This window comes from Bifidobacterium merycicum DSM 6492, assembly GCF_900129045.1.
In the GTDB taxonomy this organism is placed as follows: Bacteria; Actinomycetota; Actinomycetes; order Actinomycetales; family Bifidobacteriaceae; genus Bifidobacterium; species Bifidobacterium merycicum.
This window is the reverse complement of record NZ_FQTX01000004.1, coordinates 1-18,739: the sequence shown is the minus strand read 5'-3', so window position 1 is coordinate 18,739 and position 18,739 is coordinate 1. Positions and strand designations below refer to the sequence as shown.

General features: G+C 62.3%; 13 protein-coding genes. 1 reads left to right on the top strand and 12 read right to left on the bottom strand.

The annotated features are described in order from the left end of the window. Positions 1-54: 54 nt before the first annotated feature. The 8 genes from BUB29_RS06745 to pdxS all read right to left on the bottom strand — a co-directional run bounded on the left by BUB29_RS06745 (position 55) and on the right by pdxS (position 12,037). Positions 55-1,434 carry an Nramp family divalent metal transporter gene (locus BUB29_RS06745; protein WP_234356059.1) on the bottom strand — a complete coding sequence of 460 codons (1,380 nt, stop codon included), beginning with the start codon at positions 1,432-1,434 and terminating at the stop codon, positions 55-57. Positions 1,435-1,523: 89 nt separating this feature from the next. Beyond that, positions 1,524-2,264, bottom strand: a complete 741-nt coding sequence (locus tag BUB29_RS06740) for an HNH endonuclease family protein (RefSeq protein ID WP_033523881.1) — start codon at positions 2,262-2,264, stop codon at positions 1,524-1,526. A 70-nt stretch (positions 2,265-2,334) separates the two neighbouring features. Beyond that, a complete protein-coding gene (locus BUB29_RS06735; RefSeq protein WP_033523880.1) occupies positions 2,335-3,204 on the bottom strand; it encodes an aldo/keto reductase in 870 nt (289 codons plus the stop codon). Between the two features lie 114 nt (positions 3,205-3,318). Further along, entirely contained in the window at positions 3,319-4,371 is a 1,053-nt protein-coding gene (locus BUB29_RS06730) for a LacI family DNA-binding transcriptional regulator (RefSeq protein ID WP_033523879.1), read from the bottom strand. Positions 4,372-4,445: 74 nt separating this feature from the next. Then, complete coding sequence (locus tag BUB29_RS06725) at positions 4,446-6,563, bottom strand: beta-galactosidase (protein WP_033523878.1); 2,118 nt, start codon at positions 6,561-6,563, stop codon at positions 4,446-4,448. Positions 6,564-6,726: 163 nt separating this feature from the next. Beyond that, positions 6,727-10,320, bottom strand: a complete 3,594-nt coding sequence (locus BUB29_RS06720; protein ID WP_033523877.1) for a thiol reductant ABC exporter subunit CydD/CydC — start codon at positions 10,318-10,320, stop codon at positions 6,727-6,729. Between the two features lie 137 nt (positions 10,321-10,457). After that, the gene (gene pdxT, locus BUB29_RS06715; RefSeq protein ID WP_033523876.1) at positions 10,458-11,078 is read right to left on the bottom strand and encodes a pyridoxal 5'-phosphate synthase glutaminase subunit PdxT; all 621 of its coding nucleotides are present in this window, start codon (positions 11,076-11,078) and stop codon (positions 10,458-10,460) included. Between the two features lie 83 nt (positions 11,079-11,161). Then, positions 11,162-12,037 (bottom strand): pyridoxal 5'-phosphate synthase lyase subunit PdxS, encoded by an 876-nt coding sequence (pdxS, locus tag BUB29_RS06710; RefSeq protein WP_033523875.1) that lies wholly within the window; start codon positions 12,035-12,037, stop codon positions 11,162-11,164. A gap of 300 nt (positions 12,038-12,337) precedes the next feature. Between pdxS and BUB29_RS06705 the strand changes: the two genes are divergently transcribed. Beyond that, positions 12,338-14,161, top strand: coding sequence for an AMP-dependent synthetase/ligase (locus BUB29_RS06705; protein ID WP_034249896.1), 1,824 nt, complete (start codon positions 12,338-12,340; stop codon positions 14,159-14,161). Positions 14,162-14,362: 201 nt separating this feature from the next. Here BUB29_RS06705 and BUB29_RS06700 read toward each other — a convergent pair whose 3' ends face one another. From BUB29_RS06700 to BUB29_RS09840, 4 genes are all read right to left on the bottom strand, one after another. Then, positions 14,363-15,913: an FIVAR domain-containing protein gene (locus BUB29_RS06700; protein WP_052109198.1), complete on the bottom strand. Its 1,551-nt coding sequence runs from the start codon at positions 15,911-15,913 to the stop codon at positions 14,363-14,365. A 202-nt stretch (positions 15,914-16,115) separates the two neighbouring features. After that, positions 16,116-17,546, bottom strand: coding sequence for a tyrosine-protein kinase domain-containing protein (locus tag BUB29_RS06695; protein ID WP_033523871.1), 1,431 nt, complete (start codon positions 17,544-17,546; stop codon positions 16,116-16,118). 150 nt (positions 17,547-17,696) lie between these two features. Beyond that, on the bottom strand, positions 17,697-18,131 hold the full coding sequence (locus BUB29_RS06690) for a hypothetical protein (RefSeq protein WP_193349165.1): 435 nt from the start codon (positions 18,129-18,131) through the stop codon (positions 17,697-17,699). A 251-nt stretch (positions 18,132-18,382) separates the two neighbouring features. Next, a partial coding sequence (locus BUB29_RS09840) for a hypothetical protein (protein ID WP_200784150.1) occupies positions 18,383-18,739 on the bottom strand: 357 nt, incomplete at its 5' end.

The following is an 18,739-nucleotide window of genomic DNA, read 5'->3' as shown; positions in this document are numbered from 1 at the left end:
ACCCGCAGCTGACTCCCACGACGGCGGCGAGAAGACCGAGGGAACCTATACCGTTCACGCCTCGCCACACAACACCAGAACGACCAGCAGCGCGTTCAGCGCAATGATCAGCACGGCGATCAGCAGGAAGAACACGCGGCTGACCGGACCGTCCGTCCAGTCCCCCATCAGCTGGCGATCATGCGTGTACCGCATCAGCGGGATGATGGCGAACGGAATGCCGATTGACAGGATCACCTGGCCGATCACCAGCGCCTCGGTGGGGTTCGGCGCGAACCACAACACCACAAGCCCCGGCACCAGCGTGACCACACGGCACGCCCACATCGGCGCTTTGATCCGCAGCAGTCCGTGCATGATCTCCGAACCGGCGTACGTGCCCACCGACGTGGAACTCAACGACGAGGCGAGCAGACCGATGGAGAATATGGTGCCGATCGTGGGGCCGAGCACGGTGACGATGGCATGCTGCGCGCCGTCGATGGAATCCGTGCCGGACATGCCGTGCAGGGAGTTCGCCGCGAGGATCAGCAGGCACAGGTTCACCGTGCCGGCCAGCAGCAGCGCCCACGCCACATCGATTTTCGCGCCATGCAGCAGGCGCGGCACGGATGGCTTCTCCTGCCCGCCGGCGTAATGGTCGTTCACCAGCGTGGAATGCAGGTAAATCGCATGCGGCATGACGGTCGCGCCGAGCATGGAGGCGGCCATCATCACGGAATCACGATTGGTGAATCTCGGCACCAGACCTTGCACGACGTGCAACGGGTCGGGAGGGTCGATGAACAGGCCCGCGATGAACCCGAAGGTGATCACGAGCAGCATGGCGATGACGAGCTTTTCGAACAGGCGTTGCGTGTGACCGCCTTCGAGCAGGAGCAGCACCGTCGACACCGCGCCGATGATGAGCCCGCCCACGAACAACGGCAGTCCGAACAACAGGTTCAGCGCGATGGCGCCGCCGATGAGCTCCGCCAGATCGGTGGCGATGGCGATGACCTCGGCCTGCATGAAGAACATGAACCGACCGGCGTCGCTCATGCGCTCGCCCAGCAATTCCGGCAGGGATTTGCCGGTGACCACGCCGAGTTTGGCGGATTGGTATTGGATGAACACGCTCATGACGTTGGCCAGGACCAGCACCCATACCAGCAGATAACCGTAGCGTGCGCCGGAAGTGATGTTCGCGGCCACATTGCCCGGATCGACGTAGGCGACCGCGGCGACGAAGGCCGGTCCCAGGATGCCGGCGAGCGCATGGCCGCGCGATTCCCCGCCGCCGTGCGGACCGCCCTCATGCCGTGCCGCCCGAACGTTCCCGTTTTGACCGTCCTGAGCATTCCGAACGTTCTGCTCGTTCTGATTATCCTGCCGTGCCGGTGCGATCACCACGCCCGATTCACATTCCTTCTCGCGTTCCTTCTCGCGTTCCATACCGCCTCGCTTTGAACCGATTACGGTATAGCGCGGTCATGTTAACGGGGGAACGTGCAATCGCAGGCGGGCTTACCGGAGCGGCACGGTCAGGATTGCGGGACCTCCTGGGCGGGGCAGGTGTGCAGTACGGCGAGTATGGCCCGTTTCTCGTTGGAGGTGACGCTGAGCGAGTATTTCGCCTTCACACCGATCTGCCGTGCCACGTAATCGCACCGGTAGGCGCTGTTGGTGGGCAGCCAGTATGCGGCGGAGGCCGATCCCTTCGACTGGTTGGTCGGGCCGTCCACGGCGAGCAGATTGTACGGGTCGTTCGCGAAGGTGTACCGCTTGCTCGTATCCCAGGCGTGGGCGCCGGAACGCCACGCGTTCTCCAACGCCACCACATGGTCGATCTGCACGGCCGAACTGGTTTTCACGCCGCGTGTGAACGTAATGGTCTTGCCGGTGTAAGGGTCGTGCAGCACGCCGCTGGCCACCGTGCACGACCCGCGGTATTTGTAGGTCACGTCCGTCAGGTCACGGGCGAGGATATCCTCGCGCACATCGCAACCGTCATTGTTGGCGTCCACTTTGCGGAAGCCGAACAGGTCACGGTCGTAACCGCCCGGATTGGCCTCATCGCTGACCTCAAGGGTGGCGAGCACATCCGCCGCCTGCCCCGTGGCCGTGTGCTCGCCGGTGATTTCGGCGACACCCGGACTGAGTTTGGTCAGAAGGACCGCGGCGCAGATGCCGATGATGGCGGCGGCGACCACCATCACCAGCACCCGGAACCAGCCCGTGGTGGTGTCGATCAATCGTCGTGGGAAATGTGAACGTCGGCTCATGGCATCCTCGTCATCCGGTCGTGGGGAGGTCGGTTATGGATTACTCGGGCAGGGACCCGCAAGGCGGGAATCAGGCGTAGGTGAAGGTCAGCGGATCATGCCCGGCGCGGGTCGGCCCGTCCAGTGCGTCGACGGCGGCGTGTTCGTCGGCGGTGAGTTCGAAGCCGAACAGGTCGAGGTTCTCCCGCTGGCGTTCGGCGTGCACGGACTTGGGGATGATGATCGTGCCGTTTTCGATATGCCAGCGCAGAATCGCCTGCGCCGGGGAGACGCCGTGGGCGGCGGCGATGCGTTCAATGGCGCCGCTGCCCGCATTGAGATCGGCGCCACGGGCCATCGGCGAATACGCCTCGACCGCGATGCCATGCTCCTTGCAGTAGGCGACCACTTCGCGCTGCTGCCAGGTGGGGTGCAGTTCGATCTGGTTCACCGCCGGGTATTCGCCGGTCTCCTCATGCAGACGTTCCAGATGTTCGGGCAGGAAATTGCACACGCCGAGCGTACGCACCCGGCCTTCCTCACGCAGACGGACGAATGCCTTCCACGTCTCCCCGCTGCGCCAATCGAACGGCGTGGGCCAGTGCAGCATGTACATGTCCACATAGTCGAGACGCAGCAGCCCCAGCTGACGGTCGAAGGCCTTCAACGCGGAATCATAGCCCTGCTCGGAATCGCGCAGCTTGGTGGTGACCCACAGGCTCGCACGCTTCTCACCGGTGTTGTACCCGGTCGCGGCGAGCGCACGCCCCACGCCGCCCTCGTTGTTGTAGCCCGCCGCGCCGTCGATGTGGCGGTATCCGGCTTCCAACGCGCTTTCGACGACCGGCGCCACGCCTTCGTCGTCGATGCGCAGCACGCCGAGTCCAACCTGCGGGATGGCGTTGCCATCGCTCAGGGTGATGTCCGGTACGGCGTTCGGATTGGGATGCTGGTTCGTCATCGATGCTCCTTTATTCGCAATGGGATCGCGGGCCGCGATCCGGTAAAGCGTGTTCATCTCGTTCTGTTGTGAGTGTATGCCACAGCCGGGAGGATGCCCATCCGGCCGGGCCACTCAGCGCGTGGTGGATCTGGCGATCACCCGCGAGGGGATGCGGATGAGTTCGGGGGCGACGCTCCGCCCGGCGATGCGGATGAGCATGCGCTCACCCACGGTGGGCACGATGGCGTCGAAACGTGGATCCATGGTGGTCAGCGGCGGCTGTAGGTAGGCGGCTTCCTCGATGTCGTCGAATCCGATCACCTGCACTTGGCCCGGCACGTCGATGCCGTTGGCCGCGAGCGCGGACAGCACGCCGATGGCCAGCTGATCGTTGAACGCCACCACGCCATCGAAGTCGCGACCGGCGTCGATGAGTTGCTGAATGGCCTTGTATCCGCATCCGATGGCCCAGTCTCCACCGTCCACCACCAGATCGGGGTCGAGCCGCACCCCATGTTCGCGGCAGGCTTCGATCACGCCGCGCAAACGCAAGCCGGCGTTGCCGTCCGTGGCCTGTGCGGCGGTCGTCTCATCGTAGGTTCCACGGCTGCCGATCACCGCCAATCGGCGTGAACCGCGTTCGATGAGGTACGAGGCGGCTTCACGCGAGGCCTGCACGTCGTCGCAGGTCACGTGATCGCATACGCCCCACACGTCACGCGCACCGACCGCGACCAGCGGGTAATCCACGTTCAGATCCGCCGCGCTCAGGGTCTCGTCCTCCGACATGGAGAGGATCAGGCCGTCGGACACGGTGGTGTTGAAGCCGCGCAGCAGTTCGCGTGCACCGCCCGCCACCCCGCCCGCGTAGGTGACGACGTAGACCAGATAACCGTCCGATCGCGCCTGGTCGATCACTCGGTTGGCGAGCTCGGCCAGGTAGGGCGGCGTGAGTTTCGGCACGGCGAGCGTGATGACACCGGTGCTGTTGCGGTTCAGGTTACGCGCCGACATGTTGACCCGGTATCCCAGCCGGTCGATGACCTCCTGCACGCGGGTGCGGGTTTCGGCGGACATGCGTCCGGAGTCGTTGATGACGTTGGAGGCGGTTTTGAGGGAGACGCCGGCCTCCTGCGCGACATCACGCAGGGTGACGCGTTTCCTGCCGGGTTCCGTCTCGCTCAATGCCGCCTCCGAATTCGTCCGATGCCGGCTTTTTGCCGGTCACTCCTTGCCGATTCTATCGTTTGATGGTGAACCTATCGTTTGATGACGAGCACGCCGTTGCGGTGGATGGCATACGATCCGGGTTCCGTTCCCTCATCGCAGCGGAAACGATACACGGGTTCGCCTTCCACGCCGTCGATCTTGACCTCGTGCTTGCCGCGCGGCAGGTAGAAGTCGAAGGCCACTTCGGCGCCTGCGCGTTCGGTGTGCAGCGTCGTAATCGGATCGTAATGCGGGCCGGACTCCTGCGAAGCGTTCCGATCACCGCGTTCGGCGGGATTGAGGCCGGTCGTGATGAACATGGCGAGGTCGGCGACGTCCAAATCGCAGCCGACGAAATAGGCGCTGCCTTCACCGTACGCGTTTCGCGTGATCGCGGCGGTGCCGTCCAGATCCCACTCGTCGGCTTCCTCGCCGGCGTAGGTCGCCAGCACGTCCACGCCGTCGTCGTCCACGTTGATATCGTTCTGCCACAGGCGCGTGGTCATGCCGTTGGACAGGTGGATCTCGCACGGCTCCCCCGCCGCTTCGGCGCCGAGAATGTTGAATTCCTCGCCGCGGATGCCGAGCATGCCGCGCAGCACGCCGTCACCGGCACCCGGGTATCCGCCGAGCCACGTGTGGAAGTTCTCATCGATCAGGCCGGTCGCGTAGCCGACCACCACGGTTCCGCCGCCGCGCACGAACCGTTCCAGCCGATTAACGTCCTCGCCGCTCAGTATCAGCACGGTCGGCAGCACCACGGTCCGGTAGCCGCTCCAGTCGTATTTCAGGGGCACGATGTCGGCACGCGTGCCGGCGTCGAGGAACGCACGGTACCAGTCGCGCACATCATGCCAATGGTTGAGTTTCTTGCTCGGCAGGGTTTCGCTGCGCGTGGCCCATTCGGATTCGGCGCTGAACAGGATCGCCGTGCCGGAGGGCACCAGTTCGGTGCCTTGCACGCCCGCGTCGCCGAGGGTTTTCAATGCCGCGCCCAATTCGCACACCTGGCGGTAGAGGCGCGTGTCCTCGCCGGCGTGGGGCACCATCGCGGAGTGGAACGATTCCGCGCCGAACGCGGAGGCACGCCATTGGAAGAAGTTGATCGCATCGGCGCCCATGGCCACGTGGGCGATGGAGTCTCGCACGGTTTCACCCTTGCGCTTGCGGGTGTTGAGATCCTTCCACTGCACGGCGGAGGTGGAATGCTCCATCACATACCAGGGCTTGCCGAGCGCCAGCGCATCCATGAGCGCGTCGGAGCAGAACAGTTCGTCGATATGCGATTCGCCTTCGTGGAAGTAGTGGTCGTTGGAGACGAAGTCCACTTCCCCGGCCCAATCGGCGTAATCCATGCAGCACTGGTCGGTGGAGACCATGAAATTGGTGGTGAACGGCTTGTCGGGGCAGATTTCGGCGATGGCGTCACGCTCGGCTTTGTAGAAGTCGAGCAGCATATCGTTGCCGAAACGTTCGAAATCAAGCTTCTGGCCGGGGTTCACCATGGAGTCGGCGCCCATGAAGCGTGGGATGAGCACTTCGTCGAAGCCGTTCATCTCCTGCCCCCAGAACGTGGTGCCCCACGCCTGGTTGAGCGCCCCGATGGTGCCGTACTTGCGCTCGCACCACGCACGGAAGGCGTGCAAAGCGTTGTCGCAGTAGTCGTAACGGTTGTTCCAGCCGTATTCGTTGCCCATATGCCAGGCGGTGACGGTGGGGTTGTCGCCATAACGTTCGGCCAGTTTGCGGCACAGCGTAAGCGCGTATTCCTTGAACACCGGGCTGGTCGGACTCCACGACTGGCGCGAACCGGCGTTGATGGGGTGCCCGAACTTGTCGTGCGGCAATACCTCCGAATGGGTTTCGTACAGCCATAGCGGCGCGGTCGCCGTGGCGGATGCCAGATCGACGGCGATGCCGGCCTTGCCGAGCTTATCGATGATGCGGTCGAGCCAGCCGAATTCCCAACGGTGCTCCTCCGGCTGGATGCGGTCCCAGCTGAAGATGGCGAGGGCGACGGTGTTGACACCGGCCTGCTTCATCAGTCGGATGTCCTCGTCCCATATATCCTCCGACCACTGGTCGGGATTGTAGTCGCCGCCGAACGCAATGCCTCGGCCTCCTTCGGTCAGCAGCGACGGCCAGCGGAAAGTTCTGCGATTTGCCATGAGTACGTCCTTTGCAATCTCATTGCGCCCAAGTGGTACAACTGTGTATCAATCGGCAATGATACACAGTTGTACCACTTGGTGTCAAACGACGCGGGCCGACCCCGACATCCCGTCGGAACCGGCCCACATACGCAAAACCGCCAAACGGCGCCGCCCGCGTCTACATCCTGAGCACCCTGTCGGCGATACGCATGGCGGACGCGCGATGGGACACAAGCACCACGGCCTTGCCACCACCCGAATGCCCACGCTTGGAGGAATGCCGACCACCATGAGCGAGCTCATCGATGGAGCGGAGGATGATCGCCTCGTTCAACGCATCAAGCCTGCTGGTCGGCTCATCGAACAGCACCACATCGGCTTCGCGCAGGAACACGCGGGCCAATCCGATACGCTGGCGCTCGCCTTCGGACAGCCGGTCGCCAAGCTCACCGACCGGCGTATCGAGCCCTTCGGGCAGCGAGTCGATGAAACCAAGCACGGACGCCTTGCGGCACGCCTCGCGCAATCGATGTTCCAACGCGTCGGACGGATGATCGTTCGCATCGGGTACCGCCACGCCGTCGAGAAGCGCCATAAGCAGGTTGTCGCGAATCGTTCCGTCGAACAGATGCGTCTCCTGGCTCATCAGCGCCTGCACGCGACGGCGATGACGCGCGTCCACCTGCGGCAGATCGCAGTCGGACAGCCGTACGGAACCGGACTGCGGATCCCAATACCGCATCAGCAGTTTGACCATCGTCGACTTGCCCCTGCCGGAAGCGCCCTGCACGCCGAGCACGCCATGCCTCGGCACGGTGAGCGACAGCCCGTTGAGCACCGGCCCCGCATCCTGCGTATACGCGAAGGTGACGTTCCGCATGCTCATGCCCTTGTACTTCGGCTTCTCGGTTCCCTCCTCCACCACGGCCGGGGTCTCGTCCATCAGCGCGAACAGGCGACGGGCGGAGGCGAAGGTCTGGCTGAGGTTCGCCGGCAATGCGGCGAGTGCCAGCGTCGGTCCGAAGGAGCTGGCGATGAGCACGAACGCGGTCAGCATCAGTTGGGTGCCCGTTCCTTGGGAGATCAGCATCAGCGCCACACCGGCCGCAGCCAACGTGAACAGCATGACCAGAGCCTCGCCGATGCCGGAGAACATGCCGTTCTTCCTGCTGAGCTTCGCATGTTCGCGCCACAGGTTCCGTGTGCGTTCCTCGATGCGTGCGGCGCGCTCCTCGCCACGGCCGAAGCGGATGATCTCGCCCAGTCCGCGCATATCGTCCAGCATCGCCTCGTCAAGTTCGCCTGCCTGGCCGCGGATGCTCGGCCCGAGATTGCGTACGCCGACCGCGAAGAACCTCGGCACCGCCACACCGATGACCAGATGCGCGGCGAGCAGCAGCAACGCCATCCACGAGCTCAACGTAAGGGCCACGCCCACGGTCACGATGGTGATGACCACCGCGATCACCACCGGCGAAATGGTGTGGGCGAAGAAGATCTCCAGCAGTTCCACGTCCGTGGTGAGCATGGCGATCAGCCCACCCTTGCCACGTCCGGCGAGCTTCGCGGGGGCGAGCCTGCGCAGCGCGGCGAACGCCCTGGAACGGAACAGCGCGAGCAGCCGGAAAGCGACGTTGTGGTTGAGATACTGTTCCACATACCTGAGCACGCCTCGCGTCAACGCGCACACCGCCATGGCGATGACCGCAACCGTCGCGTTCACGCCCCAGACGGGTTTGCCCGCAAGATCGGACAGGGCGACCACGCCGAACACCGGCATGAAAGTCGCCGCAAGATGCCCGACCGTTCCGGCGGCGGAGGCGGCGGCCATCAGACCGGCGAGCGGACGGGCCTCGTGCAGCAGACGCTGCACGACCCTCGACGTGGACAACCCCTCGGCCTTCGATTCATCCGACCCGTCGCGTTTGTCCGCAGGAGCGCCGCCGGCACGCCTGCGCGATCCGGCGCTTTCGAAATCGGATGGCGCGGCGATGGCATCGTTCGCGACGGAGCTCACATCCGCGAACCGTTCCACCGAACGCTGCGCCTCATGCAGCTTCGCATACGCGCCGCCGACGGCCATCAATCCGACATGGCTTCCCGATTCCACGGCATGGCCGCGCTCGAACACGACCACATGATCCGCACGCTCGGCGTTGACCATGCGATGCGTGATCATGATCACCGTCTTATGCTGCCCGTGCGCCAGATCGTAGATGGTTTGGAGAATCAGATTCTCGCTTTCCACATCCACGCTGCTGGTCGCCTCGTCGAAAACATACACCGGGCTGTCATGCAGCAGCGCACGCGCAATCGCGATGCGTTGGCGCTGCCCGCCCGACAGGTTCGCCGCATCCGGTTCGATGACCATATCGAGTTCGCCCGGCTGCCCGTGCACGAACGCGGCCACACGCGCCTCGACCAGCGCACGCCACATCGCCGCGTCATCGGCCTTTGGATTACCCATAAGCAGATTCTCGCGCAACGTGCCCGCGAACAGGTGGCTGTGAGCGCCGACCAGAGTGACCGTACGCGACAGCGTCTCCGCGGACAGGTCGGCGAGTTCGGTGCCGTTGATGATGATCGAACCCGTGTAACCGGAACGCGCCCCGGCAAGCAGCGCCGCTGCCGTGGATTTTCCGGAGCCGGATGCGCCCACGATGGTGGTGAGCTGGCCTGGGGCCGCATAAAAGGACGTTTCGTCGAGCGCACGTTTCACGCCGCGCCGATCACCGTCATAGGTGTAGCTCACGGAATCGAAGGCGATGGCGACGATGGATTTGCCCACACCGGCGAGCGTCCCCTCGCCATGCTTGGGCTCCGGGGCGTCGAGCAGCGCGAAAATACGTTTGCTGGAGGTCATGCCGTTCATGGCCACGTGGAAATACGATCCCAGCTGTCGCAACGGGATGAAGAATTCGGCGGACAGCAATGCGATCAGCACCACCGATGCCACGCTCAACGATTTGGTGGTCGCGAACTGCCACAACGCCACGCCGATGCCGGTCGCCGCGCCGCCATACGCCACCAGATCCATCGCGGACAGCGAACGCAGCTGGATCTGCAGCACCTTCATGGTCATGACGCGGAATCGTTCCGCCTTCTCATCCAGATCGCGGGCGGCGCGATCGTCGGCATCGAAGGCCTTCAACGTCTCCAGGCCCTGCAGATCATCGAGGAAGGCGGCGCCCATATCGGTGTATTTGCCCCAGTATTGTTTGAAGGCGCGTGATGCGCTCATCGCCACCATGCCGACGATGAGCACGATGAGCGGCGCGCATATGAGCAGCGTCAACGCCGCCGGCGTATTCAGCGGGGAGACGAAGCAGAACAGGGTGATGGGTGCCAGCACCGCATAGAACAGTTGCGGCAGGAACAGTTCGAAGAAGCTTTGTATCTGTTCGATGCCCTCACCGGCGGATTGCACGATGTCCGAAGTGCTCACGCGCGTGGAGTATGAGGGGCCGAGTTTGAGCATTTTGCGATACAGCTTGCCGCGCAGGGCGAGTTTGACGCGTTCGGAGGCCTCGGTGCCCAAATGCGCGGCGACGGTCGTGGAGATATACCGCAACACGACGCAGATCGTGAGGATCCAGGCGAAAGGCGGATTATCCGCACCTTGCAGCCAAGGGGCGAGCACGTCGCCGAACAATGCCACCACCGTGACCATGAACACGACATTGCACAGCAGGCCGATCCATAGGCAGGCAACCTTGCCGGCGATCAGCCGGCCGATACCCGGTACCAGTCGAAACAACCGCTTATCGAACATATCAACCTATTTCTGTTGTGACGGCGCCATCCATGATGGCCGGCAGCCGCATCGTCATGAAAAACGCAGCGCCCGTCTCTGACTGTAATGAAGACGGGCGCTGCGAGCAAGAATCCGCTTTTGGATTCACAAGCATCTCATAAGCTGAGGAACAGCTCGTGGATGCGGGTGTCCTCGGTGAGCTCCGGATGGAACGCCGTGGCGAGGATCTTGCCTTGGCGCAAGCCGACCACATTGCCGTCGACTTCGGTTTCGACGGTGGCGTCCGGCCCGACGGACACCACGAACGGTCCGCGGATGAACACCAGCGGGAAATCCTTGACGTCGCCGAAATCGGCGTTGGCAGCGAACGATCCCAGCTGGCGACCGTACGCGTTGCGACGCACCACGGCGTCAAGCGCGCCGAAGTAGACGTTGCTGTCGTTATCAAGCTTCTTCGCCAGCAGAATCATGCCGGCGCAGGTGCCGAACACCGGCTTGCCTTCGGCGATATGCTTCGCGATGGGGTCGAACAGGCCGGTGGAGCGCAGCAGTTTGCCCTGCGTGGTGCTTTCACCGCCGGGCAGGATCACACGATCGACGGATTCGTCGAAATCCTCGGCCGCTCGCAGCAGCTTCCACGGTGCACCCAGCTTGTCGAGCATGGCCGCATGCTCGGCGAAGGCGCCCTGCACCGCGAGGATGCCGGTCACGCCATGCTTGACGGACTCCACGTTTTCGGATTGTTCCTTGGAAATGTATTCAACAGCTACAACCATAAGTCGCTCCCGATGTTGCTAAGTAAAACGAGCGGGCAGCGTTTCCGCTGCCCGTCCTAGCGAGAATTGCCGTGGACGACGCGTCACTCGCCGCGTGCGGCCATGATGGTTTCGATCTCGTCCTCGTTGATGCCGACCATGGCCTCACCCAGGTTGGCGGACAGCTCGGCCAGCAGATCGGCGTCCTGCCAGTTGGCGGTGGCCTTGACGATGGCGGCGGCGCGCTTGGCCGGATCGCCGGACTTGAAGATGCCGGAGCCGACGAACACGCCTTCGGCACCGAGTTCCATCATCAGGGCGGCGTCGGCCGGGGTGGCGACGCCACCGGCGGCGAAGTTCACGACGGGCAGACGTCCGTTGTCGTGCACGTACTTGGCCAGATCGTACGGAACGGCCAGCTGCTTGGCGGCCTCGTACACCTCGTCGTCGCGCAGGGAGACGAGTTCACGGATCTGCTTGTTCATGGTGCGCATGTGGCGCACGGCCTGGATCACGTCGCCGGTACCCGGCTCGCCCTTGGTGCGGATCATCGCGGCGCCTTCGGCGATACGGCGCAAAGCCTCGCCCAGGTTCTTGGCACCGCACACGAACGGCACGTCGAACTGGTTCTTGTCAATGTGGTACACATCATCGGCCGGGGAAAGCACTTCGGACTCATCGATGTAGTCGATGTCGATAGCCTGCAGGATGCGGGCTTCGGCGATGTGGCCGATACGAACCTTGGCCATCACCGGGATGGACACGGCTTCCTGGATGCCGCGGATCATCGCGGGATCGCTCATACGGCTCACGCCACCGGCCGCGCGAATGTCGGCGGGGATGCGTTCCAGAGCCATGACCGCACAGGCACCGGCGTCTTCGGCGATATGCGCCTGCTCGGGGGTGGTGACGTCCATGATCACGCCGCCCTTGAGCATCTGGGCAAGATTCTTGTTCAGTTCGGTTCGGTTTTCGGCCACAATCGTTCCCTTCGATTCCTGAATGGCTGTTCCTTCCTCATGCTAGGGGAAACGACGCCCCTAGCAAGCATCACGACCACATTGTAATTCGCAAAGGCACCGTTGTGTTACGTACTTCCTCTCTCCGAGTCATACGGGCCTCCTCATTGCCAAGGTCGTGGAACGCGCGGTCCATGCCGCGCCGCACAAAAGAAACAGCCGGTTTTTGGAGTGCCCTACAACGTGTCGCAACCTACGCGAGCGTAACCTTGAAGGAAGTGCGGCAAAATCGCCTATGACACAAAGAAAGTGCGGCTATCTATGCTCTCCGAATACACCACCCCCGGCGTCTCCATCGAATTGGACGACAATCAGACCATCTACTCCCTCCTCACCCGGCGTATCGAACGCACCGGCACGGACACGGTGATCGCGGCGAAGAAGCTCGGTCCCGGCCGCTGGCAGGACATCACCGCCGGCGAATTCCATGCATCCGTCGTCTCCGCCGCGAAAGGCCTGATCGCGCTGGGCATCGCCAAAGGCGACGCGGTGACGCTGTTCTCCTCCACCCGCCTCGAATGGGGCATCCTCGATTTCGCACTGGCCGCCGTCGGCGCGGTGAACGTGCCGATCTACGACACCGATTCCGCCCCCCAGGCCCAGCGCATCATGAACGATTCCGCGGTCAAACTTGCCATCGCCGACAACCGCGAACGTTATGACCGCCTCGATTCCGTCAAGGACAACTGCCCGAGCCTGCGTCAGATCCTCATGATCGACGGCAACGCCTTGGGCGCATTGGAAGGACTTGGCGTGGCGGTGTCCGACGAGGAGCTTGCCGAACGTGTCGCCTCGGTGCATGTAGACGATCTGGCGACCATCGTGTACACCTCCGGCTCCACCGGCCTGCCAAAAGGCGTTGAGCTCACGCACCGCAACTTCGTCAGCATCACGATTTCCGCAAGCGAAGCATTGCACGAGATAGTCCTCGACGATCATCCGCGCCTGCTGCTGTTCCTGCCGCTCGCCCACTGCTTCGCCCGTTTTATTCAGTACGCTTCCATCGCCTCCGATGACGGCGTGGTCGGCTACCTGCCGGACACGAAGACGCTGCTGCCCGATCTGCGCAGCTTCGGCCCGACCTACCTGCTGGGCGTTCCACGCGTGTTCGAGAAGGTGTACAACGCCGCCTCGCATAAGGCCGGCATGGGCTTCAAGGGGCGCCTGTTCCTCAAAGCCGCCGAGGCGGCGCGCGTATGGAGCCGCAAGGAGCAGGCCGGCGAATCGCACACCATTGGCGAGATCGCCGAACATGCCAAGTACGAGGCGCTCGTATACCGCACCGTGCGTAGCGCACTGGGCCCGAACATCCGCTATGTGGCTTGCGGCGGCGCTCCTCTCTCCCTCGACCTGGCGCACTTCTACACAGGCATCGGACTGCCGATGATCCAGGGCTACGGCATGACGGAAACCGCCGCGCCGTTCGCAGCAACCCGCGTCAACGACAATGCGATCGGCACGGTCGGCCAGCCAGCACCGGGTTCCTCGGTGCGTATCGCCGAGGACGGCGAGCTGCAGGTCAAGGGGCCGAACGTGTTCCGCGGGTATCACAATCTGCCGGAGAAGACCGCCGAGGTGTTCACCGAGGACGGCTGGCTGCGCACCGGCGATCTGGCGAATATCGACGATGCCGGCCGCATCAGCATCACCGGTCGCAAGAAGGACATCATCATCACCGCGGGCGGCAAGAACGTCTCCCCCATTCCACTGGAGGAGGAGATCTCCAAGTGCCCGATCGTGGAGCATGCCGTGGTGGTGGGTGATCAGCGTCCGTTCATCGGCGCTCTGATCACACTCGACCCCGAGGCGTTGGCGCAGTGGCTGCCGAAGCATGATCTCTCCGCGGATACGCCGTTGGACCGCCTGGCGTTGAACGCGGCCGTGCATGATGAGATCCAAGCGTATGTAGACAAGGCGAACGCCACGGTTTCCCGCGCCGAATCGGTGCGCAAGTTCGTGGTGCTTGATACGCAGTTCACGCAGGAGAACAAGTGCCTGACGCCGAGTCTGAAGATCGTACGCCCGGCGGTGAACCGCGTGTTCGCCGACGTGATCGACCGCGATCTGTACGGCGGCAAGCGCTGAAGCTGGCTTAGCGTCAGCGCATAACAAGGTGCCCTGCCTCGTATCCGATCACATGGATACGAGGCGGGGCGCTTGCGTTGGAAGACTTCGGGGCGAAGGGCTCACCGGAATGGCCGCGGATAGCCGCAGGATGGCCGCTCGACCGGATGCGCCGGCACGCCATCATGCGCCCCGTTCGGACCGTTCGGACCGTTCAGACCGTTATTGGCCGTTGTTCTGCTGCTGGTTACTGGAGGAAGCCCCTGCACCGGTTCCATTGCTTCCGCCGTTACCTGTGGAACCGCTGTCGCCGGTGCCCGTGGAACCGCCGGATGACGGCTGATTCGACGGCTGTTGATTCGCGGAACCGCCGTTGGAGCCGGATGCGTTCGCATCGCTGTTGTCCTGCTGCTGGTTATCGGCATTCGAGTCGCTGTTGGGCGTCGCCTGCGTGCCGCCATACTGGTTCGTATTCTGATAACCGTACGGATAACCATTCGAGTAGCCGTTCGTCGAATTATAGATGCCGTTCGTATCGGATGCGCCGGAATCATCACCCGTATTCGACGAAGCGGCGTTCATCGCATCCTGCACCTTGCCGCTTGCGGATTCAAGCACGGAAAGCGCGTTCGTAATGGCCTTGTCATCCGCACTGTTCCCGTCAATCAGCGTGTTCGCGGCATCGATGGCCTGCTGCAGCGCGTCACGCACGGATTCGTCGCCCACGTTCCCGTTGCTGCTATCCAGCAGGTCCTGCGCCGTGGCGACCGCATCCTTGAGCGAATCGAAGTCCTTGGCGGTCTTGCTGACGTTCACCGCGGAAGCCGCCTTGCGGATTGCCGCGGCGCTCCTACTCATATCGTCGGACTTCGTCTGCATGAATTTGGCACCGTTCTTCAGATCGGTCAGTGAACGGCTTGTGGCACAGCTTTGCGCTTCACCGAACCGCCCGGCGTTGTCCACCTGCTGCTTCAGCTGCTGCACGGTCGCGGCATCCGTGACCTGCGCCGAGGTGATCGTCTGGGCGCTCTTGGCATCCTTCAACGCGGCATCCAACGCCTTCCTCGCCTTATTGTATTGTTCGGCGGCCCTGGAGCAGGCTGCCACGGCATCGTCACGCTTTCCGGACTGGCTGCCTTTCCATAGCATGAAGCCGCCGATACCCGCCACCAGCACAACCGCCAAAACCACGGCAATGATGATGATTCTCTTCTTTCCGGCAGTACCGGCGCGTTTGCCGGAAGCGGAACGTCGTGAGTCCGAATCGGAATCCGCCAACTCATCCAAGTCCAACGGGTTCTCGGCATTACCGCTCACCGGCGGCAAGGTAACGGTCTGTTCGCCGCCAGCGGTTTCCGTCCGAGTCGATGGCTGATCCACGGCCACCGGTGCCGCAGACATGTGATCGAGGGGATGCGCCCCTTCCGAAGATGCCCCTTCCGGCAGGAACACGGTGGGGCTTTCCTGCGAAGCGGACTCCCCCGTTGCGCCCTGCTGTGCCGCCGATTCGCCCGTCTCCGACGAATCCGAGGCGTCCCCGCCAATCACGCTCAGAATATTGCGCTTCGGAGCGGCATGACGAGGTCCTTTCTCCGCTTCCGCCGCGAAATCCGGGAAGGTAAGCGGCTCGAAATCCCAGGAACCATCGACGATATCGCCGGGGAAAATGGGGGAAGACTTGCGCTCGCCGGGAGCATCGGCGGACGCTTCACGCCCCTGCGCCGCCGGAAAACTGAGATTCGAGGAATCGCCCGTGAATTTCTGCTCGTCCATATATCGCTTCACACCCTCTTCTCAATCACACCTCATGGCATATAGCGTGGAACAGTCTACTTGAAGACCACGCCCTTTTCCCACCTCACGGCATTCTCTTCACATATCGAAACATACGGGTCCCGGCGATTGCCCGAAAAGCCCCTTGTAATGCGAAGACGACGCTCGCGCGGGCGGGCGTCGTCTTATGCCTGTAGCGGAATCAGTGCTTTCGTCCGTTCCTTCGAGGGGTACTGCGTCTCGCACCGTCCTCGTAATAGTAGTAGTACGCGTTCTTGTGTTCCTTCTTCGGGTTGGCGAAGTTGAACACAAATCCCAGCACAGGTACCTTGGCCGTGCGCAACGCGTCCATTGACTCCTCAAGATCCTTCTTCCGGCAAATACCGTTCGCAGCGACAAGCACCACGCCCTTGGCCCAGCTGCCGAATACGATGCCATCATTGGAAACCGCAAGCGGCGCGGTATCGATAAGCACGTAATCGTATTGCATGAGCGCCTGCTCAATCAGCATTTTCATCATGTCGGAGTTCAGCAGCAGACTGGCGTTGGCTGGGCGTTTGCCCGCGGGCAGGATATGCAGGTTCGGCTTCCAATAGCTCTGCACCACATCGACCGGCGACATCTGGCCGGACAACACATGCGCCAACCCCACACTGCCTTCGATGCCCAGATGATGGGCCACGGAAGGATGCCGAAGATCAGCATCGACGAGCAACACCTTCGCACCATTCTCGGCCAGCACCGCCGCGACGTTGATGACCGTGGTGGTCTTGCCTTCGCTGGGCGAAGTGGAGGAGATCACCAGCAGCTGGCCGCGATCGGGGACCTTATCGGCCTGCAGGAATTTGATGTTCGCGCGAATACGGCGATACTCTTCGGCCACCGGGCCGTTTGGCTCGGTGATGATAATCGGTCTGGTTCCCGACAGGACTTCGTTCTTCGGCACGGAACCGAGGGCCGATGCCTTGACGATGCCACGCACGTCGGAGGTCTCCTCGACCTTGGTGCTCAGCAGTTCCTTCAGTACCGCGGCGAATACGCCAACGATGATGCCGAGTACCACGCCGATGGCGAAGTACAGTCCTTTCTTCGGGGAACTTGGGCTTTGCGGAACCGTGGCCTTCTGCACAACGGTGAGCTTGATGGGCGACTGCCCTTTGCTTCCGCCGTACAGATCCTGTTGCACGACGGTTCGCAGTGATTCGGCGACCGCATTGGCGATGTCAGCGGATCTCTGGGCGTCTCCACTCTTTGCCGAAATATTGACGAATGCCGTATTGCTTGGATTAGTGACGACCAGCTGCTTTGCCAACTCCGAAACGGACTCGTTCAATCCCAACTTGCTGATAACCGGACTTAGCACCTTCTCGGTCGTCGTCAGCGTCGGATAGGACTTGATCTGGCTCGAGATATACGTACCACCGGTATTCTGCTGAGAGATATCGGTCGATTCACCGTTCTCCTGTGCTGCGTTGAACGTGGCGATGACCTGCGCCGTCGAAGTGTACTCAGGAGGCGCCAGGAAAACATAGGCACCCACGCAGGCGATTACTACCGCACACGCGACAAGAGCCGCTATGAGATGTTTCCGGATGGTCGCCAGCAAATCCGCAAAGGTGTACACTTTTCTCATTTGATTATCAGAGGAGGAAGGCTGGCCTTCCGTCATCTCTTCAGAACTCACTCTTCCCCCTTAGTGGCGTCTTCTTCTGCAAACGAGCATAGCAATGCCCCCCGAACTATAACAGTTCGGGGGGGCATTGCCTGTTCATAGAACGAACACTCAAGCGTTCTTCTTGCGACCGCGCTTCTTCATGGTGCCGGACGTCGCCGCATCCGCATTGAAGATGATGGTCTTCTCCTCGACATACACGACACCGGGCACGGACTGGTAGGCGACCTCACCTTCGGGGGCTTCCGGCAGCGTGAAATACTTGTGCAGTGCATCAAGCACCACGGCATCCTTGATGTTCACAGAGGTGGTCTGCTTACCTTCCGGCTTGCTGAACTTCACGGCGTTGCCGTTCTTCGCGGTGCAGACTTGCAGCGCGATCTGCCTGGTCTTGTCGTTGATGAGAATCTTGACGTATGCCGGGTAGCCCAGATCGGCGGCGGTGGCTTTATTGAAGCGGACGACGGAATCGGTAACCGTCATAATCGACTTTCCGGTCGGCACGGACATATTGATTTCCTCAAATCCCTGGAGCAATGCCATGATTATTCCTTACCTTGACGTATAACTTTTTGCATCACGTTATGCAGCCGCATAGCGCAGTTTTACACAACTTTTTCCGTCTGCATTTAACAACATCATGGGTAGATAAATCAAATTCTCTACTTGTGAAATTCACAGTACATTCTCGCATTCATCACAATGCATGAATTCGACGAGAAATTACCGATGATATGCATAGGGGGCTTGCACCAGTCCCATGGAACGAGTACAAGCCCCCTATACGCACACATCGGCTACTGCTTGGTGGTTACCGCGCAGCCAGGCATGACTCCTGAGATGACCTGGCCGCTGGCAACGGCCATGCTCGAGCCGGACGCCCAGTACCCGCGCAGCGTGCCGTCCGCGGCCTTGCCGTTGCCGTCCCAGGACGTGCCGTTCGTGAACGAGGCCTTCACGGCCTTGCCCTTCGTGTCCGGGATCGTGAACCGGTACCAGCCGCCGCACACCTCCGTCATGGACGCGTTGCCCGACGTGGCCGGGTACGTGGCGACCTTGTAGTACACCCTCGCGCTCTTCCACACGGACGACGGCCTGTACCACACCGTCATCGGCTGGGCCGCGGCGCCCGCCACGGTCACGGTCACGGTGTC